This is a genomic window from Myxococcus sp. SDU36 (genome assembly GCF_030168875.1).
Taxonomy (GTDB): domain Bacteria; phylum Myxococcota; class Myxococcia; order Myxococcales; family Myxococcaceae; genus Myxococcus; species Myxococcus vastator.
Genome location: NZ_CP077414.1, coordinates 1,323,397 through 1,344,593, shown reverse-complemented (window position 1 = coordinate 1,344,593; position 21,197 = coordinate 1,323,397). Strand labels below are relative to the sequence as shown.

General features: G+C 70.4%; 22 protein-coding genes. 16 read left to right on the top strand and 6 right to left on the bottom strand.

Going from position 1 to position 21,197, the window contains the following annotated elements; translation table 11 throughout:
* Nucleotides 1-2: 2 nt before the first annotated feature.
* Genes thiS through KGD87_RS05520 form a run of 6 tightly spaced genes read left to right on the top strand, consistent with a single transcriptional unit; the run spans nucleotide 3 to nucleotide 4,767 of the window.
* Entirely contained in the window at nucleotides 3-203 is a 201-nt protein-coding gene (thiS, locus tag KGD87_RS05545; protein ID WP_140791124.1) for a sulfur carrier protein ThiS, read from the top strand.
* A gap of 14 nt (nucleotides 204-217) precedes the next feature.
* Entirely contained in the window at nucleotides 218-1,003 is a 786-nt protein-coding gene (locus KGD87_RS05540; protein ID WP_163787016.1) for a thiazole synthase, read from the top strand.
* Between the two features lie 16 nt (nucleotides 1,004-1,019).
* On the top strand, nucleotides 1,020-1,658 hold the full coding sequence (locus KGD87_RS05535) for a thiamine phosphate synthase (protein ID WP_350101529.1): 639 nt from the start codon (nucleotides 1,020-1,022) through the stop codon (nucleotides 1,656-1,658).
* A gap of 47 nt (nucleotides 1,659-1,705) precedes the next feature.
* The gene (locus KGD87_RS05530) at nucleotides 1,706-2,677 is read left to right on the top strand and encodes a hypothetical protein (RefSeq protein ID WP_284666474.1); all 972 of its coding nucleotides are present in this window, start codon (nucleotides 1,706-1,708) and stop codon (nucleotides 2,675-2,677) included.
* A 21-nt stretch (nucleotides 2,678-2,698) separates the two neighbouring features.
* Nucleotides 2,699-3,592: a DUF4129 domain-containing protein gene (locus tag KGD87_RS05525; protein ID WP_284666473.1), complete on the top strand. Its 894-nt coding sequence runs from the start codon at nucleotides 2,699-2,701 to the stop codon at nucleotides 3,590-3,592.
* Nucleotides 3,589-4,767 carry a DUF4350 domain-containing protein gene (locus KGD87_RS05520; RefSeq protein ID WP_284666472.1) on the top strand — a complete coding sequence of 393 codons (1,179 nt, stop codon included), beginning with the start codon at nucleotides 3,589-3,591 and terminating at the stop codon, nucleotides 4,765-4,767. Before KGD87_RS05525 ends, KGD87_RS05520 begins: the two co-directional genes overlap by 4 nt.
* Before the next feature lie 5 nt (nucleotides 4,768-4,772).
* On the opposite strand, the gene exoP is transcribed toward KGD87_RS05520, so the two are convergent.
* The 5 genes from exoP to exoL all read right to left on the bottom strand — a co-directional run bounded on the left by exoP (nucleotide 4,773) and on the right by exoL (nucleotide 10,333).
* Nucleotides 4,773-5,975 carry a spore coat polysaccharide biosynthesis glycosyltransferase ExoP gene (exoP, locus tag KGD87_RS05515; RefSeq protein ID WP_284666471.1) on the bottom strand — a complete coding sequence of 401 codons (1,203 nt, stop codon included), beginning with the start codon at nucleotides 5,973-5,975 and terminating at the stop codon, nucleotides 4,773-4,775.
* Nucleotides 5,962-7,053 (bottom strand): spore coat polysaccharide biosynthesis glycosyltransferase ExoO, encoded by a 1,092-nt coding sequence (gene exoO, locus KGD87_RS05510; RefSeq protein ID WP_284666470.1) that lies wholly within the window; start codon nucleotides 7,051-7,053, stop codon nucleotides 5,962-5,964. Before exoO ends, exoP begins: the two co-directional genes overlap by 14 nt.
* Nucleotides 7,054-7,071: 18 nt before the next feature.
* Nucleotides 7,072-7,590, bottom strand: coding sequence for a serine O-acetyltransferase (locus tag KGD87_RS05505; RefSeq protein ID WP_284668585.1), 519 nt, complete (start codon nucleotides 7,588-7,590; stop codon nucleotides 7,072-7,074).
* A 68-nt stretch (nucleotides 7,591-7,658) separates the two neighbouring features.
* Nucleotides 7,659-9,179, bottom strand: a complete 1,521-nt coding sequence (exoM, locus tag KGD87_RS05500; protein ID WP_284666469.1) for a spore coat polysaccharide flippase ExoM — start codon at nucleotides 9,177-9,179, stop codon at nucleotides 7,659-7,661.
* Nucleotides 9,176-10,333, bottom strand: a complete 1,158-nt coding sequence (gene exoL / locus KGD87_RS05495) for a spore coat polysaccharide deacetylase ExoL (protein WP_284668584.1) — start codon at nucleotides 10,331-10,333, stop codon at nucleotides 9,176-9,178. Before exoL ends, exoM begins: the two co-directional genes overlap by 4 nt.
* 381 nt (nucleotides 10,334-10,714) lie before the next feature.
* On the opposite strand from exoL, the gene ccmA reads away from it, so the two are divergent.
* The 8 genes from ccmA to KGD87_RS05455 all read left to right on the top strand — a co-directional run bounded on the left by ccmA (nucleotide 10,715) and on the right by KGD87_RS05455 (nucleotide 17,241).
* Nucleotides 10,715-11,374: a heme ABC exporter ATP-binding protein CcmA gene (gene ccmA, locus KGD87_RS05490; protein ID WP_284666468.1), complete on the top strand. Its 660-nt coding sequence runs from the start codon at nucleotides 10,715-10,717 to the stop codon at nucleotides 11,372-11,374.
* Complete coding sequence (locus tag KGD87_RS05485) at nucleotides 11,371-12,072, top strand: heme exporter protein CcmB (protein ID WP_284666467.1); 702 nt, start codon at nucleotides 11,371-11,373, stop codon at nucleotides 12,070-12,072. Before ccmA ends, KGD87_RS05485 begins: the two co-directional genes overlap by 4 nt.
* Before the next feature lie 3 nt (nucleotides 12,073-12,075).
* Nucleotides 12,076-12,789: a cytochrome c biogenesis protein CcsA gene (gene ccsA / locus KGD87_RS05480; protein WP_284666466.1), complete on the top strand. Its 714-nt coding sequence runs from the start codon at nucleotides 12,076-12,078 to the stop codon at nucleotides 12,787-12,789.
* A 2-nt stretch (nucleotides 12,790-12,791) separates the two neighbouring features.
* Nucleotides 12,792-12,980: a hypothetical protein gene (locus tag KGD87_RS05475; RefSeq protein WP_284666465.1), complete on the top strand. Its 189-nt coding sequence runs from the start codon at nucleotides 12,792-12,794 to the stop codon at nucleotides 12,978-12,980.
* A gap of 6 nt (nucleotides 12,981-12,986) precedes the next feature.
* Entirely contained in the window at nucleotides 12,987-13,466 is a 480-nt protein-coding gene (locus KGD87_RS05470; protein ID WP_284666464.1) for a cytochrome c maturation protein CcmE, read from the top strand.
* On the top strand, nucleotides 13,463-15,484 hold the full coding sequence (locus KGD87_RS05465) for a heme lyase CcmF/NrfE family subunit (protein ID WP_284666463.1): 2,022 nt from the start codon (nucleotides 13,463-13,465) through the stop codon (nucleotides 15,482-15,484). Before KGD87_RS05470 ends, KGD87_RS05465 begins: the two co-directional genes overlap by 4 nt.
* Nucleotides 15,484-16,035 (top strand): TlpA family protein disulfide reductase, encoded by a 552-nt coding sequence (locus tag KGD87_RS05460; protein ID WP_284666462.1) that lies wholly within the window; start codon nucleotides 15,484-15,486, stop codon nucleotides 16,033-16,035. Before KGD87_RS05465 ends, KGD87_RS05460 begins: the two co-directional genes overlap by 1 nt.
* 96 nt (nucleotides 16,036-16,131) lie before the next feature.
* Nucleotides 16,132-17,241 (top strand): zinc ribbon domain-containing protein, encoded by a 1,110-nt coding sequence (locus KGD87_RS05455; protein WP_284666461.1) that lies wholly within the window; start codon nucleotides 16,132-16,134, stop codon nucleotides 17,239-17,241.
* A 6-nt stretch (nucleotides 17,242-17,247) separates the two neighbouring features.
* Here KGD87_RS05455 and KGD87_RS05450 read toward each other — a convergent pair whose 3' ends face one another.
* Nucleotides 17,248-18,141 (bottom strand): SMP-30/gluconolactonase/LRE family protein, encoded by an 894-nt coding sequence (locus KGD87_RS05450; protein ID WP_284666460.1) that lies wholly within the window; start codon nucleotides 18,139-18,141, stop codon nucleotides 17,248-17,250.
* A gap of 378 nt (nucleotides 18,142-18,519) precedes the next feature.
* Between KGD87_RS05450 and KGD87_RS05445 the strand changes: the two genes are divergently transcribed.
* Both KGD87_RS05445 and KGD87_RS05440 read left to right on the top strand, forming a co-directional pair.
* A complete protein-coding gene (locus KGD87_RS05445; protein WP_284666459.1) occupies nucleotides 18,520-19,014 on the top strand; it encodes a peptidoglycan-binding domain-containing protein in 495 nt (164 codons plus the stop codon).
* Between the two features lie 10 nt (nucleotides 19,015-19,024).
* Nucleotides 19,025-21,127, top strand: coding sequence for a hypothetical protein (locus KGD87_RS05440; RefSeq protein WP_284666458.1), 2,103 nt, complete (start codon nucleotides 19,025-19,027; stop codon nucleotides 21,125-21,127).
* The last annotated feature ends 70 nt before the right edge of the window (nucleotides 21,128-21,197 follow it).

Genomic DNA, 21,197 nt, shown 5'->3' with positions numbered 1-21,197 from the left:
CCATGCAGGTCTGGGTCAACGGAGAGACGCGCGAGGTGCCGGAGGGCACCACCCTTTCGGCGCTGCTGGAGTCGCTTCAAGTGGGCGGCCCCGGTGTCGCCGTGGAAGTGAACGCGGAGGTGGTGCGCCGCGCGCGCCATCCCGAACACCACCTCCAGGCGGGGGACCGCGTGGAAATCGTCACCTTCGTCGGCGGCGGCTAGCCAGGAGTCCGCACATGAGCATCCAGGACAAGCCTTTCACCATCGCCGGAGTGACGTTCAGCTCCCGGCTCATCCTCGGCACGGGGAAGTACCCCAGCCACGACATCATGAAGCGCTGCCACGAGTCCTCCGGCACGGAGATGGTGACCGTGGCCGTGCGCCGCCTGGACCTCAAGGCCACGGGCGATGCGTCGCTGATGAGCTGGATTGACCGCAACCGCCTGCGCCTGCTCCCCAACACGGCGCTCTGCTACACGGCGGATGACGCGGTCCGCACCTGCCGGCTCGCCGAGGAGCTGGGCATGAGCAAATGGGTGAAGCTCGAGGTGCTCGGCGACGAGAAGACGCTCTACCCGGACGTGGAGGAGACGGTGAAGGCGGCCCGCATCCTGGTGAAGGAGGGCTTCACCGTGCTGCCCTACACCAGCGACGACCCCATCACCGCCCGCAAGCTGGAGGACGCGGGCTGCGCGGCCGTGATGCCGCTGGCGGCGCCCATCGGCAGCGGCCTGGGCATCCGCAATCCGCACAACATCCGCCTCATCCTGGAGACGGTGAAGGTCCCCGTCATCGTGGACGCGGGCGTGGGCACGGCGTCCGACGCGGCCATCGCCATGGAGCTGGGCGTGGAGGCGGTGCTGATGAACACCGCCATCGCCGGCGCGCAGGACCCGGTGCGCATGGCCGTGGCCATGAAGAAGGCGGTGGAGGCCGGCCGCGACGCGTACCTGGCGGGCCGCATCCCGCGAAAGGCCTACGGCTCCGCGTCCAGCCCGATTGAAGGGCTCGTCCACCACTGACGGCCGGGTGCGCACGGTGGTGCCCTCCCCCCTTCCCCGGCTCGTCGTCATCACCGACTGGCGCCTGCCGTCGGAACGGCTGAGGTGGGCGCTCGCCCGGGCGCTCGACGCCGGGCCCGAGGTGGCCGTCCAGCACCGCCACCCCGAGGCCGCCGGGCGTCGCTTCCTGGAAGAGGCGCGCGAGCTGGCCGCGCTGTGCCTCCCGCGTGGCAACCCGCTCTTCATCAATGGGCGGGTCGACGTGGCGCTGCTCGTCGGCGCCCATGTCCACCTCCCCGCCCATGGCCCTTCCCCTGTGGACGTCCGCCCGCACCTCCCCGCCGGGAGGTGGATCAGCGCCGCCGTCCATGACGTGGCGGAGGCCCATGTGGCCCGAGGCGCGGACCTCGCCCTGGTGAGCCCGGTGTTCGCGCCCGGCTCCAAGCCAGGGGACACGCGGCCTTCCCTCGGGCCGGAGGGGTTCAGCGCCCTGGCCGCGGCGCTGCCGTGCCCCGCGCTGGCCCTGGGCGGAATCACCCCCCCGCGCGCGGTGACGCTGCCAGAAGCGGCGGGCTTCGCGGTCATCTCGTCCGTCCTGGAGGCCGACGACCCCACGGCGGCGGCGCGGAGCCTGCTGGCCGCGTGCGCCAGGCGGGCTATGCTGCGCGCCCCGTGAGCTCAACTCCCGCTGCCGCAGCGCTGCGCCCCCTCGCCATGGGGGAGATGATTGACCGTGCCGCCACCTTCTGGCGCTCCCACCTGAAGCCCCTCTTCGTGCTGAGCTTCGGCTTCACGCTGGTGAACTACATCGTGACCAAGGCGACGCTGGTGATGGGCCAGCGGGTGGCGCCCCTGTTCTACATGGGGAACGCGGAGGCGCGCGCCCAGTTGGACCCGGCGGTCATGCTGCCGCAAGCGAGCATCACCATGGCGCTGTGGATGGGCCTGTTCCTGTTCCTCGTCTGGACGTACTGGCTGGCCACCGTGGCCGCGTCCCGCTACGTCCTCGCCTCCCAGTTGGGAGAGCCGGTCCGCCCCGCGGAGGCCCTGCGCCGGGGCTTCTCGCGGCTGGGCACGCTGACCGGGGTGTACCTGCTGTCGCTCGGCTGGTCCACGCTGGTGACGGTGGCGCTCATGCTGCCCGGGCTCATCCTCGCGGTCATCGGCATCGCCGTCGGAGTGACCTCGGGCTCCAACACCCTGGCCGTCGTGCTGGGCGTGGTCGGTGCGTTGCTCGCGAGCCTGGGCCTGCTGGCCGCGGCGCTCTGGTACATGCTGCGCTTCCTGCTGGTGCCCCCGGTGCTGGCCATGGAGGACCTGGGCGCCTGGGAGACCTTCCGGCGCTCCGGTCAGCTCCTGTCGGGCCGCGTGGAGCCGGGCTTCATGGGCCGGGTGATGGTGCGGGCGATGATTCTCTTCACCGTGGTGAGCCTCATCCTCATCTCCGTCCAGCTCGTCTCCGGGTTGCCGTCGTGGCTGGCGATGATGCCCTACGGCAGTCCCTTCGATCCGGGGACCATGGCTCGCACGCCGCAACTGCTGCTGGTGCCCGTGGAGCTGCTGCAGACGGTGGCGCAGTCCTTCTTCACGCCCATCAACTTCGTCTTCTGCGCGCTCTTCTACCTGGACATGCGCGTGCGCCGCGAAGCCCTGGATTTGGAGCACCAGCTCAACACGATGACGCCCGTCGTCTGACGGCGCGCCCTGGACTCCACCGTGCCGAGCCTGCCCCTCCTGCTGCTGCTGGCCTCCCTGCCCTGCGCCGAGCGCGAGGACCTCGCCCTGGACCTGCGCGAGACGGCCGAACACCGCCCGGCCGGGTTCGCCGATGAAGTGAGCACGCTGTCAGCACGCCTGGGCGGAATCCCGCTGCCTCCCGCCCAGGACGGGGACACCCCGCCCGAGCGCGCGGAGCAGCTCGCCCGCTTCCTGAAAGAGGCCTGTGACGTCCAGGCGCTGGCGAACAGCCCTAGCGCCGTCCCACCCCCACCGACAGAACCCGAGCGGCTGGAGGCCATCCTCGACCGGCCCGAGTTCGCCCGCGCACGCCAGCGGCACGGCGATGCCTTGAAGCGCATCATGCGGGAGGTGACTGCGTGGCTGGAGGGCCTCTTCGAATCGAGAGAGGCCCAGGGCTTCGCGGTGGCCACGCGCGCGGTGATGCTAGGGCTGGCGCTCGCGCTCATCCTTTGGAGCGTGCTCCGGCTCCGCGCGAGGCGTGGACGCGAGGCGGAGCGGGCCTCCGTCTCCTCCGCGGCGAACGCGGAGCCGTGGGTCCTGGACTCTCCGGCGGAGCACCTGCGCAGGGCCCGAGCGGCGCTCTCCACCGATGCGCGCGAGGCCATCCGGGAAGGACTGCTGAGCCTGCTGTCCTCACTGGAACAGCAACGGCTGGCCCGGCCAGACCGTGTGCGGACGAACCGTGAGCTGGCGGCGGAGCTGCCGGGCCGCGGCGCACCCGCGACGCTGGTGCGCGAGGTGGAGCGGCTCATGGGCTGGTACGACCGGACCTTCTATTCGCTCGCGCCGGTGGCACAGGAAGAAGCCGCCCGCTTCGTCACCGAGGTCGAGTCGCTGAACGGAACCCTGGCCACGGAGGGCGCGCGGTGACGAACACCCGGGCCGTCGTCTTCTTCGGAGTGCTCATCGCGCTGGCCCTGGCGGTGGGCCTGTCCACGCGCACGGACGCACCCGACTCGCCGGTGCCCACCGTGGAGAACACGGCGCCGCAGGGGGCTCGCGCGCTCTATCTGTACCTCCGCGAGGGGGGCCGGGCCGTGGACACGCAGCTTTCGCCGCTCGAAGCCCTTCCCCCTGGCACGCGAACCCTGGTGCTGGCGGCGCCCGAGGGCAGGTCCGTGTCGACGGAAGAAGTCACCGAGCTGGAGCGCTTCGTCACGGAGGGCGGGACGCTCGTGTACCTGTCGCCCCGCGAGCTGGGGAAACATCAGGCCGCGCTCGAGGCGTGGCTGCATCTGGAGTCCGGGCTGATGTTGCCCGCGAGCAGCCGCGGCCTGGATTCGACGTTGTCCGACGTGGGGGGGACCACCGTGGATGTGTGGCTGCCCGTGGGCCCCCTGCACGGACTCTCCCGGCTTCGAGTCTCCCAGGACCGGGGCCTGCGCATGGACCACGAAGACGCCGTGCCCGTCGCCGGACTGGGCGGCGCGGTGGCGGTGTGGCGCAGGGCCGTGGGCAAGGGCGAGGTGTACGTGCTGGCCGGCTCGGACCTGCTGGAGAACCGGCGCCTGGAGCTGCTGGACAACCTGCGCTTCTGGGAAGCGCTGGCCGCCCGCGGGCCCCTGCTGTTCGACGAGTACCACCACCAACTCGCGCCGCCGCCCCCCTTCTCCCGCGGCATCTGGGTCTTCGCGGCGCAGGTGCTGGCGGTGGGCCTGCTCTACGTCGTGTCGCGAGGCACACGCTTCGGCGCCCCGCGCCCGCTGCGCGTGGAGCGGCACCGGTCCGCGCTGGAGTACGTGCGCAGCATGGGCTGGCTCATGCGCCGCGCGAAGGTGGAGAAGGAGCTGCTGCCGGAGCTGGACCAGGCCCTGCGCCAGCAGCTGCAGGAGCGCCTGGGCATCCCCCTGAGCCTGTCGGACGCGGACGCCGCGCGCCTGATGGAACAGGACGGAGGCGTCCAGGCCACCGAGTACCTGGAGGCGAAGGCCGACCTCACGCGGACCCACGCGCAGCCCACCGTGGCACCGGCGGACTACGCGCGGGTGGCCCGCCGCTACGCCCACCTGGAGCGGGCGCTGGCGGGCCGCGAAGCCCGCCCCTAGGAACGTCAGAGCTCCTTGCCGTCCGCCATGAGCGCCGCGCCGACATGGTGGCGAATCTCATCCACGCGCGCGTCCCAGCTCTCGTTGAAGATGCGCTCGGCGCGCTCGCGGTTCGGACCGGGCTTGTCCGCCAGGCACTCGTCCACCTTGCGCACGAAGTCCTCGGTGTCCTTCGCAATCTTGCAGAGCCCCACCTTGCGCACCTCCGGCAGGTCCGTGGACACCACGGGCAGGCCGGACGCCAGGTACTCACGCACCTTGAGCGGGTTGGCGTTGAGCGTCAGCTCGCTGACCTTGAACGGCATCAGCGCCACGTCGAACGCCTTGCTGTAGCCGGGCAGGTCCGCGTACGGCTTGCGGCCCAGCATGTAAATGTTCGGCTCGGCGCGCAGCGCGGAGTCGTCACAGTCCGGCGTCGTCTTGCCGATGATGACCACCGAGCCCTCCGGGTGGGCGCGGGCCGTGGCGATTAGGGCCTCCTGGTCCACCCAGTCCGCCACCAGCCCGAAGAAGCCGATGATGGGCTTGGGCAGGCGGGCGATGTCCGCGGGAATCGTCGTGGCCGGCTCACACGCCTTCACGAAGTGGGTGAAGTCGGTGCCATGCCGCACCAGCACCGTGCGCGGATTGACGCGGGCCTTGTTCTCACGCAGCCGCTCCGCGGAGGTGATGCAGAGGTCGGCGCGCTTGAGCAGCCGCTCCTCCAGCTCCGCGATGTGGCGGCCGTTGGTGTCGCTGAAGGCGGAGAACTCGTCCACGCAGTGGTAGATGACGAACTCCTCGCCCAGCGTTCCGGACACCGGCGCGGACGCGGGCAGGAAGCTCCAGGAGATGGGCTTCTGGAAGCCCAGCTGCTTCATCGCCCGCAGCACCTGGAGCCGCAGCAACCGCCGGTTGGCGCCACGCACCAGCTCCGAGCCGTAGAAGGGAATGGCCAGCGGCGACAGGACGTGGATGTTGGGCTCCACCTCGCGGACGCCTTCGGTGAAGCGGCCCAGCTTGTCGAAGATGCGCTTCACGTCATGCGCGTTGGCCTTCGGCGCGCGGTTGCCGATGCTGTTCACCCAGAGGACGCGGTTCTCCCGGGAGAGAATCCGCATGATGTGGACCTTCGACAGCGGATCCCCATCCCAGTCGTTGGAGAACACCACCAGGTCACGTCCGCGCAATGCCCTGCGCGCGAGGTCCAGCTCATCACTGCGCCGCATGTCTCGTCTCCCCCAGGCCTGAACCTTGTTCGTGTGACGACTTCAAAGCGTTGTTGGAGGACAGCTCCCCGTACAACGAGAGCAGCTCCGGCCCCGCATCCACCTGGGGCACATGCATGGGCCCTGCCGCCACGGCCTCGCGAATCACCCGCGCCAGCTCCCCGGCATTGCCCGCGGCGAACACGCGGGTGGGCTCGGGCCGGACACAGACATCACTGGCCACGCAGGGCACGCCCAGCGTCAGCGCCTCCCTCACGGAGAGGGAGTCTCCGTCATGCGTGGTGGGCCGCACGAAGGCGTCGCTGCGCGCGATGAGCCCCAGCGCGGCGGAGTGCTCGAGCTCCCCCAGCACCTCCAGATGGCCCGCCACGTGCGCCTCACGGACGTCGCGGATGAACGCCTCGGACTCCAGGCCCGGACCGAAGAGCGCCAGCCCCACGTCCGGCCACGTCCGCGCCAGCTCGCGCAAGGCCCGGAACATCAGCGTGCGTCCGTAGACGGGCGATGGATGGTGCGCCATGGACAGCAGCACCCGCCGCCGGGAGCGCGCGGCCTCCACCGTTGATGGAACGGGCCCCGGCCGCACCTGCGAGGCGCAGAAGGCCGGGAGCACGTCAATCTTCTCCCCGGGCACGCCGCAACCCACCAGCGCGGACCTCACCGCTTCGGACACGGCGACCACCCGCGCGTAGCCCGCCAGCGCCACGCGCGCGAGGTTCCGCCGCGTGCTGGACGCGGCGAGGTAGTCCGGCAGCAATCCAGAGTGGAGCGTGATGACCCGGGGAGACTTCGGCCCGGGCAGGCCCCCCACCATCCCCGCCAGCACCCAGGACTTCGGGTTGTTGCCACTGGTGTGGAGGTGAATCGTCCACCCGGTGGCAACGTGCCGCGCGAGCCGCAGGGCGAACGGAGCGGCGCCGCGAGCCGGGATGACGTCCGGAGCCGGCCGGCCACCCTTCCCGATATCGAGCACCTTCACGTCGACCCCGCGGCCGCGCAGGGAGCCATGAAGCTGTTGAACATGAACCGCGACGCCGCCATGCGGCGGCGGATAGTCCCCAACGAGCAGCACGCGCATTGATGTGGCTCCCGCGGACTACTGGCGCAGCGTGGAAGACGACGGCACCGACACCAGTGGCACGCGGGGAGGCTCCTGCCCCATCTCCCGCTGGTACGTCCCTATCGGATCCGGGTCCTGCCGGATGACCCTCGCGGGCACCCCTGCGACCACCGTTCCCGGCGCCACGTCCTTCACCACCACCGCGTTGGCGCCAATGACGGCGAAGTCACCGATGTGGATGTTGCCCAGGATCTTCGCGCCCGCGCCCATGCGCACGTAGTCACCGATGACGGGGGCGCCCTCGATGCCCGAACGCCCGCCAATGGTCACCTGCTGCGAGATGAGACAGTGGCGTCCAATCCGCGCGGCCCTGTGGATGACCACGCCGATGCCGCCGTAGCCCAACTGCGTCCCTTCGCCAATCTCCGCGTCCTCGGGGATGTGCGAGCTGTGCAGATAGTAGATGGCCTTGCGCAGCACGGCTGGCAGCAGGGGAACACCCCGCTTCTTCAGCCCGCGCGCGAGCCGGTAGAACGTCATCGCGTCGACACCCATCACGCCTCCCAATCCCCATGTTCCGACCCGCACCAAACTAGGTACCACCCCGCGGGGAGGGAAGTGCGCTACCCCGCCCTTCGCGCCCGCAGCCCCGCGATCAGGCTGAGCGGTCTCACCCCCGTGAAGTGCAGCACCACCAGGTATCCGGTGAAGAACAGCGTCCCGGCCACCGCCAGTGGCAGCACGCGCCACAAGAAGCCCGTGGGCAGGTGCGCCCAGGTCCCGTGGGCACCGGCCCGCAGGACGAACACCGCCGCCGCCGCCGCGCACGCCGCCAGCGTCGCCTTGCCCAGCGACGGCCAGGGAATCACGTCCGCCACACTCAGCTTCCGCGACGGCGTGGACAGCGCCGCGGGCACCCGGGCCAGCAGCATGGCCTTGCCCACCACCTCCGCCACCGCCCACGAGCCGATGCCGCCCATCAGCCCGAAGTGCTTCACACCCAGCCACACCAGCGGCACCGTCACCGCCGCCTTCACCGCGTAGGACGCGAAGATGGCCCGCGTCTGCCCCCGGGCGCGCAGCGTCCCGTCCATGGGGAGGATGGAGAGCACCACGCCCAGCACGCTGATGCGGAAGACGGGCACCGCGGGCAGGAACTTCTCACCGAACATCGCCCCGATGAACTCCGGCGCCGCCGAGAAGAGGAACGCGGCGAAGGGCAGGAAGAAGTAGGCCAGCTTCCCGGCCGCTTCACGGAAGGCCTCCACGCCTTCCTCCAGACGGCCCTCGCGCTCCAGCTCGCCCAGCCGCACCATCAGCACCTCGCTGGTGGGCGTGTACAGCAGGTCCACCACCGGCAACTGGAAGCAGCCGACGCGGTAGAGCGCGTACAGCGCCGGCGCCACCGCGCCCGCCACCGCGTACAGGTGCGCGTTCTGTTGGGGAATGGCCAACAGCATGGCCGCGCCGAACGGCGCCGCGTAGGTCAGTTGCTCGCGGAAGCGCTGGCCATCCACCAAGGGCCCGGCGGCACCGCGCAGTGACACCACCCACGTCGCCAGGTAGCGAAGCGCCGCGAAGGCCGCCACCGCCATCATCATTCCGTAGAGCGAGGCGCCCAGGAGCGGCGGCACCACCATCACCGAGGCCCGCACCGCGTCTGACACCAGGTACACGACCGCGGACGCCTTCGTGCGGCCCTGCGAGGTGAGGGACACCTCCAGCGGGAAGCTCCCCAGCAGGAACGCGGTGTACGCGGCCAGCGGCAGGCGGTACTCGGCCAGCGCGGGGTTGGAGAACCAACCCGCCACATACCCGAGCAGCGCCCACACCGCGCCCGCGCCCACCAGGCCCATGGCTGACATGAACAGCAGCGTCTGTCCCAGGAAGGGCCGCTTCGCGTCCGTGCGCGGCAGGAAGTAGTAGAGGCTCTGCACCACGCCGAACGGCAGGACGTAGTAGAGCGTCGTGGCGATGAGGAACAGCTGGTAGTACGTCCCGTAGTCGTCCAGGTTCAGCACCCGGGCGAGCACGAGGGGAATGGACAGCGTCAGCCCGGCGGTGAACAGCCGGGCCAACACCAAGGGGCCGGCGCGCCCGAGGAACGAGCCCCCGGACGCGGCCGATGTGGAACTTCCGCTCACGGAGCCTCCTGGAGGGTCGTGGCGGTCTCCGGACCCACCACGATTTCGTTGCTGTTCGCTGGGTTGGGGCTCACCCGCGCCGGGGCACTGCTCAACTGGTTTCCCCCGGCGGGGGCACTGATGAAATGGGGGCGCTTCCCCGGCACCGGGCTGCTCATGCCCAGCACCCCGAAGCAGTCATCCAGTTGGCAGCCGGTGAGCGCCGACGAGTAGTCACCGAGCATGCCCAGGCTGAAGTTCTCCCACAGCACCTTGCGCTTGAGGGTGAACGGGTCACCGCCAATGCGGTTGGGCATGTCCTCCGTGGTGACACCGGAACGGAAGCCGTTGGCCGACAGCACGCGGATGACCTCGTCCGAGTACCAGCCGTTGCAGTAGGCGAAGTCGCGCACGATGATGCCCACCTCGCGCTCGATGGCGCGCTTGGACTCCAGGATTTCGCGCTCCACGACCTCCTGCGGCTCCAGCGTCAGCACCGTGTGGCCCAGCGTGTGCGCGCCGAACTCGAAGCCGTCGCGCGCCATGCGGCGCACCTCGTCCCAGTTCATGACGTCGCCCTGCTCCGGCACCAGGTCCGCGCCGCCGCCGAGCTGCTGCTCCAGCGCGTCGATGATGTCCGTCAGCACGCGCGTGGGGTGCTCGCCGATGAAGTCGTCCAGCGACGCCGACACCGTCTTCTGTCCGGAGAGGATGGGCCCCAGCAGTTGCAGCGCGGGCGCGGGCAGCGAGTCGTAGAACGGCCGGAAGCGGCGCTCCTGGACCCGGCGAAGCAGGTGGAACAGCCGGTCATGGTTGAAGCGCTTGTCGGTGTTGATGAACGCCGTGGGCAGATAGGTGATGGCCGGAACGCCCATCTCCTTGAGCACCGGATAGGCGTGCCGGTAGACGTCCCGGTAACCATCGTCGAACGTCACGACACACAGGTCCTTCTTCGCCACCCGGCGGCCATGCATGACGTCCACCGCGTCACCGATGGAGGCCAGCTCGAAGCCCGCCGCGTGCGCCTCCTCCAGATGCCGGCGGAACGTCTCCTGGGAGATGAGCAGCCCGGGAATCGAGCGCTGCAGCTCCCCGGTGAAGTCGCTCACCACGCGGTGGTAGCTGACGATGAGGATGCGCCTCCCGCCGGACTGGGAGCGCCGATACGCGGCCATCGCCCGCCGCATCCCGCTGTAGTGGATCATCCCCGCCGCCGCCGCCTTGACCGCTCTTCGCAACACCTTGCCCGTCGCCATTCACGCCCTCCGCGCGGATCGGCTGCGTCCGCCTCGCATGCCCGCGCACCGTTGCAGGGGAGGTGCCAGGAGGTTGGGCACCCCGGACCGGGCAGTCGAGTGGGCCGTCCGGCCGAACGGCTCGCCTGGTGAGCAGTGGACGTTCCCCTCCGTGGAACCCTGGAGGCCCCCGGCGGGCACCTGCGACCACATGGGGAGGAAAACCTTTCCTCCTCCCGGGCTCGCCCTTTCTCCGTCCAGGCCACCACCTTGGGTTTCACTGGTGGACGTTCTGGTTTCCGGATACGAACGCCCCCGCCGATGCCTCCCTTCTCCGCCGCCCCCGCGCTTGCCCTGCATGACGTCAGCAAGCGGTATGGCCGCCGGTGGGCACTGGCGCGTCTCACGTACGCGCTCCCCGCCGGACGCTCGCTGCTGCTCACCGGCCACAACGGCTCCGGGAAGACGACCCTGCTGCGCCTGCTGGCCACCGCCCTGAGCCCTACCGCGGGCCGGGTGGAGGTGCTCGGTCGCGACGCGGTGGTGGAGCGCGACGCGGTGCGCCGTGACGTGGCGCTGCTGTCGCACGCCAGCTTCCTCTATGAGGACCTCACCGCGCACCAGAACCTCACGGTGCTGGCCCGGCTCCTGGGGCTGCCTTCGCCCGCGGACGCCGCCAACGCGGAGCTGACCCGGGTGGGGCTCAGCCGCCGCTCCGACAGCCCGGTCCGCGGCTTCAGCGCCGGCATGCGCAAGCGTCTGGCGATTGCCCGCCTGCTGCTCAAGGCGCCGTCCATCGCGCTGCTCGACGAGCCCTTCGGTGAGCTGGACCCCGCGGGCATCCGCGACATGGAGGCCATCATCGCCCAACTCAAGGCCAGCGGCGTCACCGTCATCCTGGCCACCCACCTCGTCGAGCAAGGCCTGACGCTGTGTGAAGAGCGGCTTCACCTGCAGGACGGCCGGGCGGTGGCGGCATGAGCGCCTCGCGTCCCCGCCCCATCGGCCTCTTGACGGCCACCCTGGCGCTGCTGCGCAAGGACCTGCTCATCGAGTGGCGCACCCGCGCGCGCCTCAACGCCATCATCTTCTTCGCGCTGGCCACGCTGCTGATGTTCTCCTTCGCGCTAGGCCCCGACACGAAGCTGCTGGAGAAGAACGCCGGCGGCTACTTCTGGCTGGCCATCCTCTTCGCCAGCGTGCTCGCCCTGGGCGAGTCCTTCCGCGTCGAGTCGGAGAACGCGTGCATGGACGGCATCCGGCTGGCGCCCGGCGACGCCCGCGCCATCTTCCTGTCCAAGGCCCTGGGCAACACCCTGCTGCTGACGGCCCTGGGCGTCCTGCTGGTGCCCGTCATGGTGGCCCTGTACGGGGTGCGCATCGTCACCAGCGTGGTGGACCTGGGGCTCATCCTCCTGCTCGGCAGCCTGGCCCTGAGCGCCCCGGGGACCGTCTACGCTGCGATTTCGAGCAATGCCCGGGCACGGGATGTGCTCCTGCCTTTGCTATTGTTCCCGCTGGTCATCCCCGCCCTCCTCTCCGCGGCCAAGGCGACCACGCTCGTACTCCAGGGAGACCCCATGAATCAGTTTGGCTCATGGTTGGGGCTTTTGGGCGGATTCAATCTGATTTATTGGGGCGTAGGCTTCTTGCTGTTCCCGCGGATCATCGAGGACTGACGGATGGGAAAGTTCATCAAGTGGGGTCTGCCGGCGCTGTCGCTGGCCGTTCTCGCCGCGGGGTGGTGGCTGGGACTGGCGTGGGCACCGCCGGACCGTGAGATGGGCGACGTGCAGCGCATCATGTACGTGCACGTCCCGCTCCAGTGGGTGGCCATGGTGGCCATGGCCATCAACTTCGTGGTGGCCATCGGCTACCTCATGAAGGCGAGCTGGAAGCTGGATGCCACCGCCGAGGCCTCCGCGGAGATTGGCCTGGTGCTGGGCACCGCGGGGATGATCACCGGCGCCATCTGGGGCCGGCCGACCTGGGGCGTCTACTGGTCGTGGGATCCGCGGTTGACCTCGCAGGCCATCATGCTGGTGACGTACACCGGCTACCTGGTGCTGCGGCGCTTCGTGGAGGACCCGGAGAAGCGCGCGACCTGGAGCGCGGTGGTGGCCATCATCGGCGCCATCAACCTGCCCATCGTGTGGTTCTCCGTGCGGTGGTGGCGCAGCCTGCACCAGGTGCAGTCCACGCCCAAGACGGTGGACCCGGAGATGACGCTGGCCCTGCGCGTGTCGGCGTTCGGCATGTTGTTCCTCACCATCTGGTTCCTGGTGCAGCGCTACCGCCAGGCCCTGGCGGAGCGCCAGGCGGAGGTGGCCCTGCCGGACGCGCTGCCGTCGGACCTCGCCGCCGCGGGCGGCGCCAACTCATCGAGGGTGGCCTGACCATGATGACGCTTTCCACGCAGTGGCTGTGGCTCCTCGCGGCGGCGCCCGGACAGGTGGGCAGCGGCCGCATCGTCGGCGGCTGGGGCTATGTCTGGGCCTGCTACGGCATTACAGTCGCCATGCTCGTTCTCTACGCTGTGTCCCTGTGGGCGCGTCGGCCCAAGGCCCCCACCGACGCCAAGGAGTGAGTCGCCATGTCCCCTGTCGCTCGCAACCGTCTGATTGCCCTGGGGGCCCTGCTCGTCGCGGGGGCTGGCCTGGGATTCGTGGCCTTCGGCAACATCGGAGAGAACCTCGTCTACTACTGGAGCCCGTCGGAGATGCTGGGCCAGGGTCAGAAGGCGTACTCGGCCACCATCCGCCTGGGCGGCGTGGTGGAGCCGGGCAGCATCCAGTGGAACGCCGAGCACACCACCCTGCACTTCCGCGTGGCGGATGACGTCAAGGAGGGCGCGCCCAGCGTGCTGGTGCGCTCCACGGAGACGCCGCCGCAGATGTTCCGCGACAAGATTGGCGTCGTCGTGGAGGGCACCTACGACAAGTCCGGCGTCTTCAGCTCCAACCGGCTGATGGTGAACCACTCCAACGAGTACCGCGCCCCCAAGGAGGGTGAGGATCCTCGTCAGTGGCAGGAGACGCTCTCCGACGCCACCACCGTGATGGGTGCGAAGTGAACGGAACCGTGGGCTACGGCCTGGTGCTCGGAGGGCTCGCGTTCGCTGCCTTCGGCGCGCTCGTGGGCCTGGTGAGCGGCCTGCGCCGCAGTGACGCGGGCTTCCCGTGGGTGCTGCGCGCGGTGTGGGGCTTCGCCGCCTGCATGGTGGGCGCCAACCTGGTGATGGTCCATGCGCTCGTGACGCACGACTTCAGTGTGCGCTACGTGGCGCAGGTGGGCAGCCGGGCCACGCCGCTGGTCTACACCATCGTCTCGCTGTGGAGCGCGCTGGAGGGGTCCATCCTCTTCTGGGGCCTCATCATGGGCGGCTACATCGCCGCCTTCGCCTTCATCCACCGCAAGGAGCACGCGCGCTACATGCAGCTGGCGCTGGGCACCATGCTGGCGGTGGGCGTCTTCTTCGCCTTCCTCATCGCGGGCCCGGCCAACCCCTGGGGCGCGGTGTCCCCGGTGCCGGCGGACGGCCCCGGCCCCAACCCGCTGCTCCAGAACCACGTCCTGATGATCATCCACCCGCCCATGCTGTACCTGGGCTACGTGGGCATGACGGTGCCCTTCGGCGTCGCGGTGGCGGGCCTGCTGCGCGGCGAGATTGGCGAGGCGTGGATGGCGCCCCTGCGGCGCTGGACGCTGGTGGCGTGGCTCTTCCTGTCCATTGGCATCATCCTGGGCGCCTGGTGGGCCTATGCCGTGCTGGGCTGGGGCGGCTACTGGGCGTGGGACCCGGTGGAGAACGCGTCCTTCCTGCCCTGGCTGACGGCGACGGCGTTCATGCACTCCACCATGGTGCAGGAGCGCAAGCGGATGCTGAAGCTGTGGACGCTCAGCCTCGCGCTCGCGTCCTTCGTGCTCACCATCCTGGGCACGTTCATGACGCGCTCGGGCATCTTCAACTCGGTGCACTCCTTCACCCAGTCCGACATCGGGCCCACCTTCCTGGTGTTCCTGGGCGTGCTGCTGGTGCTGTGCGTGGGCCTGCTGGCGGTGCGCGGTCCGCTGCTGGTGCCGGAAGGCCAGCTGGCCTCGCCGCTGTCCCGCGAGGCGAGCATCCTGGTGAACAACCTGGTGTTCGTCGCCATCACCTTCACGGTGCTGCTGGGCACGCTGTACCCGCTCATCTCCGAGGCGGTGCGCGGCGTGCGCGTGAGCGTGGGTGAGCCGTACTTCAACAAGATGGCGGTGCCGGGCGGCATCGCGGTGCTCTTCCTGATGGGCGTGGGGCCCGTGCTCCCCTGGGGCAAGCCGGACAAGGCCACGCTGCGCCGGCAGTTCATCATCCCCGCCGTGGTGGGGCTGGTGGTGACGGCGGCGTGCTTCGCGGTGGGCCTGCGCGGCGTGTACCCGCTGATGACCTTCGGGCTGGCGGGCTTCGTCACCGTCGTCACCCTGCGGGAGCTGGTGGCGCCGGTGCGGGTGCGCATGGCCGAGCGCAAGGAAGGCCTCGTCGCCGCGGTGACGACGAGCGCGCTCAAGGCCCAGCGCCGCTTCGGCGGCTACGTGGTGCACCTGGGCATCGTGCTCATCATCGTCGCGGTGGCCGCGTCCTCCGCGTACGTGAAGCACACCTCCGGCACGCTGAAGAAGGGGCAGGTCATCGAGCTGGGCGGATACCAGATGAAGTACCTGGGCCTGGTCAGCGGCGAGGAGCCGCACCGCACCTACGTGGCTGCGCGCGTGGAGGTGACGTCCCCGGGCGGCAAGGTGTCCGAGCTGAAGCCGCGGCTCAACTACTACGAGCGCAGCACGGACCCCATTGGCACCCCGGGTGTCCGGGAGACGCCGGGCGAGGACCTCTACGTGTCGCTGATGGCCTTCTCCGAGCAGGCCGGCACGGCGAGCATCAACATCTGGGTCTTCCCGCTCGTCGGGTGGATCTGGTGGAGCATCCCCCTGCTGGTGCTGGGCACGCTCATCTCGCTGTGGCCGCGCCGGAAGGCCGCCATGGCCATGGCGGGCGCGCCGGCGGTGGGTGCGTCCCCGCTCACGGGTGGTGACGCCGAGCGAGGGGCCGCCTGATGAAGGGCTGGCGCTACACGCTGGGCTTCGTGGTCCTCTGCGCGGGCCTGCTCTTCGTGTTGTTCAAGGGCTTCGGGCGCAACCCGCACGAGGTCCCCTTCATGATGAAGGGCAAGCCCGCCCCGGACTTCGCGCTGCGCGCGCTGGACAGCGGTGAGAAGGTGAGCCTGGCGGACCTGAAGGGCCGGCCGGTGGTCATCAACTTCTGGGCGTCGTGGTGTAGCCCGTGCCGCGTCGAACACCCCGTGCTGGAGTGGGGCGCGCGGCAGTACGGCTCGCAGGCGGTGTTCCTGGGCGTGGTGTTCCAAGACACCGACGACAACGCGCGCGGCTTCCTCCAGCAGCACGGCGCCAGCTTCCCGCAGTTGGTGGATCCGCGCTCGCGGATGGCGCTGGACTACGGCGTGGCGGGCGTGCCGGAGACGTACTTCATCGACCCCAACGGCGTCATCCGGGGCAAGCATGTGGGCCCTATCGACCCGCAGACGCTGGCCCTGCGCATCCAGGAACTGTCCACGCCCTCCGCCCCCGCCGAGGCCGCTCGGAAGTAGCCCCTGTCGTCCCAACGAGGTGGCGGTATGCGGTGCCAGGAGTGTGGTGAAGACTCCAATTCCCGGTTGCGGTACTGCGAGAACTGCGGGGCGACCATGCCCGAGCCGCCCAAGGGAACGGGTGCCCGGTCCGCGCTCCGCTCCTCGCGGCCCCAGCGCGACTTGGAGGTGCCCGCCTACGCGGCGGACATCCTCGACGAAGCGGATGAGCACTCGCGGCCCTACGTCGCGAGTGACGCGCCCGAGCTTCCGCCCGAGGACAAGACGGACCCGGGCCAGTCCGCCCCGCCCTATGACGGGCCGAAGTGGCTGGCGCACGTGCCGGCCCACTCGCCCACGGTGCTGGGGGTCATCGTGGTGGGCTGCGCCGTCGTCCTGTCCGCCCTGCTCTCCTCCAGCGGCGTGGGCCTCCTTGGTGCGCTGCTGGCGGTGGTGAGTGGCACGGTGCTGTGCGCACGCGAGCTGCGCGCCGCGGAGCAGTCCCCTGGCTTCACCGAGCGGATGCCCGCGGTGCTGATGACGCCGGAGGCCGCCGCCACTGCCACCGCGGTGATGGTGGCGCTGGCGCTGCGCTCGCTCAGCCTGGGCGTGCTGCCGCTCCTGATGGTGGCGGGCGTGGGGCTGGTGGCCCATGACCAGTACCGCAAGGTCATCGCGGGAGCGGACGGCGTGGGCGCGTACTTCGAGCCCCGGCAGCTTTTGGCGATGCCGCGGTTGGTGGGCCTGGGCGGCGTAGCGGTGTGCCTGCTGGCGCTGTTCGCGCCGTGGGGCACGGTGAAGCTGGACCTGGGGGTGCCGGACAACGCGCCGGTGCCCCAGGGCCCGCCCGAGCTGCGTGTCATCGCCACGCAGCGGCCCACCGACGACATGCTCTACAGCTACGGCGGCGGCGTCACCCACCTGCGGGGCTGGGACTTGCCGGCGTCGGTGGTGGTGGAGCTGGCGCTGCTGGCCGTGCTCGCCCTGCTGGCGCTGCGTCCGGAGGTGGAGCGCCCGTCCTGGACGCGCTACCTGCCCGCGGGCGCGGTGGCCCTGGCGCTCGCCTTCGCCGGGCTCCACATGCGCCTGCTCCCCGGGCCCTTCGTCTTCGTCTTCGGCCTGGGCGCGGTGGGCTTCGTCGCCGTGCAGCACCTGCGCGCGGCTCGCGCCGCCGAGCTGGCACCGCGGTACGACGACTCCGAAGATGAAACCGAAGAGGCGGGCTGAGCCGCTTCAGCCCGCGAAGGGCACCGGCGCGACGCCGCGGACGCCCGGTGTCAGCTCGAAGAGCCCACCGGCCAGCGGCTGGGCCTCGAGCTCCTCCGCGCTGAGCCCGTCCCGCCCGGTGGTGACGAACAACCGGTCCAAGGCATCTCCGGCGAAGGCGACGCTGGTCGTCTTCGCCACGGGCAGCTGGTACTCGGCCAGCCACGCGCCTTCCGGGGAGAAGCGGCGCACGCAGCCGCCTCCGTAGAAGGCAATCCACAAGCCGCCCTCCGCGTCGACCGTCATCCCGTCGGGGAAGCCGTGCGCCTCCTCGAAGCGGAGCAGCTCCCGGCGTCGGGAGGCCGCGCCGTCCGGCCCCAGGTCGAAGGCGTAGGTGACGCGCCGGGGCGAGTCGTTCACATAGAGGGTCCGCCCATCGGGGCTGAAGGCCGGGCCGTTCGTCACCGTATAGCCCTCATCGATTCGCGCGAGGTGCCCCTGGGCGTCGAACCGGTAGAGCCCGCCGGTGGGCGCCTCCTCGTCGTCATCCATGGTGCCCACCCAGAAGCGGCCTTGCGGGTCCACCTTCCCGTCATTGCAGCGGTTGTGGGGGCGCTCAGGCTCCGGATTCAGCAGCCGCTCCAGGCGCGCGCTCCGGGGCTCGTAGAAGGCCAGGCCCCGCTCCGTCCCCGCGATGAAGCCTCCACCCTTCCTGGGCGCGAGCGAGGCGATACGCAAAGGGGTGTCCCAGCTCGCCTGCGCGCCGCTCTGGAGCTCCAGCCGGTGCACCTTGCGGCCCGGAATGTCGAGCCAGTAGAGCGCGCCCTCCGTGGCCATCCAGAAGGGGCCCTCGCCGAGCACGGCCCGTGCGGGCCAGATGCACCTGGCTTCGTCGTGCCTGACAACGTCCGCAGTGCGCATGCGTGGCGCCTCCAAGAGAGCGAGAGACAACGTCCGTGGGCAAGATAGCCACGCCGCACGCGCCGGGCAGGCACGCGGCGGCGGACGCGACCTCGTCCGGCTGGCCATGCCTTGCGTCCTCTGACTGACCCACCAGGTTGAGGTCCGTTAACCCGACGCACAGAACAGGGTTATCCCAGAACTTCCGGTGATGGAGGGCGCTCCGGGTTCCCGTACCTTGGGCAGGCCTTCAACGACGAGCAGACACCATCGCGAATCCAGGCACGGGGGGAGCGCGGCATGGTCAGTCCGAGGACGGCACCAGTCCGGACAGGAAACACCAGTACCTTCATCCTGAAGCAGCGCAGGCTGCATCTGGTCCTGGTGGATCCACAGGAAGTGCCCTACGTGGATACGGAGTACGTGCTCACGGTCGGCCGCACCGAGCACTGTGGAAGGACCGCGGCGGATGGCTCGCTGAGCCACGAAGTGCCGGGCCTCGCCGCGGGGGAGCTGCTGGTGAAGCTGTCCGGGCCGCCAGCGCCGCCGCCCCGCCGGAGCGCGCCGCCCGCCGCCCCCAAGGGCGTGCCACCGCCCTACCCGCCCACCATCACCGATGAGGACTTTCCGGACGCCGCGCCCGCCGCCGCGTCCGAGCCGGTGACGCTCCGCTGGGCGCTGCAGCTCCAGTCGCTCCCGGGCTTCGAGTCCGACGCGCTCCGGGCCGCGCAGGAGCGGCTGCACAACCTGGGCTACGCCATCGACGGGGAGCGTGGGTCGCCCGGAGCATCGACGAAGTCCGCCGTGCGAGCGTTCCAGCGCCGCCATGGCCTGCCGGAAACGGGACAGCTCGCGGACATCTCCCGCGAGCTCATCCGCCTGCACGACGCCTGAGGCCCTACCCATGGCACGCATCTCACTGACGGCCAGTGTCGCCCTCGCTGCGCCCGGAGGACGCAACCGCAACCGCCTCCGTCCCGCCAGCCATGGCGTCGCGGACTTCCGGCTCCGCAGTCCGGGAGGTCCCCAATCCCGCTGCCACCGCCCCGCGCCCTTCCCCGCGCTGGCGGGGGGTGATGACGGCTTCCACTTCGCGCCCGAAGTCGAGCCGGTGGAGCTGACGTGGAACCTGCTCAATACGGGCGGACGGGTGCGCGCCGGAAAGCTGGAGCTCTTCACGCGCTACCGCAAGGCGCCGCTGTGGTCGCGTGAGCTGGGCGCCGAGGAGCTGCTCCAAGGCGAGCACCAGTGGAGATGGGATGGCCGCGTGCCCAAGTCGGAGACCTTTCCGGATGGCGTCGTCACGGTGGAGCACTCGCCCTACAAGCTGAAGCTGACACTCCAGGGCAGCGGACTGGCGCAGGCGCCCGTGGCGTGGACGTTCTTCCACGTCCTGGTGGCGGGCGTTGACCTGGAGCTGGGCGAGCCCCGGGTGCTCTCGCGACCACGCGACCGCGAGCTGACCCAGGCGTTGAGGCGGCTCCCCGCGCCCGGCGAGAAGGCGGAGCTCCGGCTGGTGGGGAACGTCTTCAAGACGAAGCCATCGGAGATGATCGACGACACCGACCACCAACTGCACCGGAAGCACTGGGGCGGCGGACCGGAGCTTCCGCTGTTCGCCCGGGCGTGGCTGAAGGACTCGCGCGGCAACCGGGTGGATGCCCCCAAGGCCCTGGGCCGCGTGCGCTTCCTCTGGGACTGGGAGGACGAGACGGAGGCGCTCGACCACCATGCGCCCACGGCCCGTGCCTTCCTCAGGCATGCGCTGGACCGGCACTGTTCGACGTCACGACCCAAGGGCGACAACGCGCACCGGGACGTGGGCGGCAAGCGCGGCGCGCCGTCCTCGGCGGTGTTCCCCAGGCAGGCCGGCTACGCGCCCCAGGCCGAGCCCCGTGACGGCGCCTTCCCCTTCCGCGTCACGCCCTGCAACAAGCGCGGCTGGGCGGCCTACAGCCAGGCCTGGACGACGGGCGCCTTCGCGGGTCGCACCGGCGTGGTGTTCCAGCCGTCCAGCATCGCGGGAGACGCGTGGCGCGTCACCGTGCAGCTCGCCTATGACCGCCGCAGGGACGGCGGCGTGGTGCTGGACGTGGATGATGACGGACCGCTGCCCGCCGCCGTGCGCGCGTCCACCGGCGTCTTCGAGTCGTGGCGTGAGGTCCACCTCTCCCGGCTCTTGCGCAAGGACGCGGGCGCCTCCGGACTCTCACTCTCCACCGTGCAGGGCCACTTCGAGCAGGCCTTCCTGCGCCTGGAGGACCGCACGGGCGGGGGCTCGGGATGGAGCGCCGAGGACTACAACGCGCGCATCGCCGCGGCCGTGGCGGAGTCCCGGCACTGGGAGCTCCGGGCGGCCATCGACCCCGCGGTGGACCAGTACGCGGCGGGCGGCCACGCCGTCACCTTCCGCACCCACGCGGAGTTCCTGGCCGAGGTGCGGCGCGTGAAGCGCTGCGGCGATGCGGACCTCCCCCTGTGGCTGGCACCTACGCGGGAGCGAAAAAAGCCCCTGCTGGCGGCGCGCGAGTATCACCACCAATGCAAGGACTGGGCGAAGTTGCTGCTCACCCGGGCGCTGGACTCGGCGCTGGGAACGGCACCGGGCATCGCGCTCTTCCAGTTCTCCGGGCTCTACAACCTGGAAGATGCGGTCGGCGGCATTCGCGTCAACGGGTTCGCGTCGGAATTCCCCTCGCGGAATCGAGACCGCTGCGCCGTCATCCAATGCGCCGCGCCGGACAACTACCGAAACACCGTCAACACGCTGGAGCAGACGCTGGCGCATGAGATCGGGCACCAGCTCTTCCTGCCGCATGCCCCCTTCCCCACGCACCGCGAGATTGGCGGCGCCCAGGCGAAGCGCCACGACATCGACGGGAAGGACTGTCTGATGGGATATGACTTCACGACGGTGCGGCGCTTCTGTGGGCTCTGTCTCCTGCGCCTGCGGGGATGGAATACCCGCGCCCTGCGCCCTGCCGGTGCCCGGAACGCGCGGCCATGAGCGCCTTCGTCCTCGCCGGGCCATGGCTGCTCGTGCTGACCCTGTCGGCGGCGCGCCCCCTTCCCCCGCC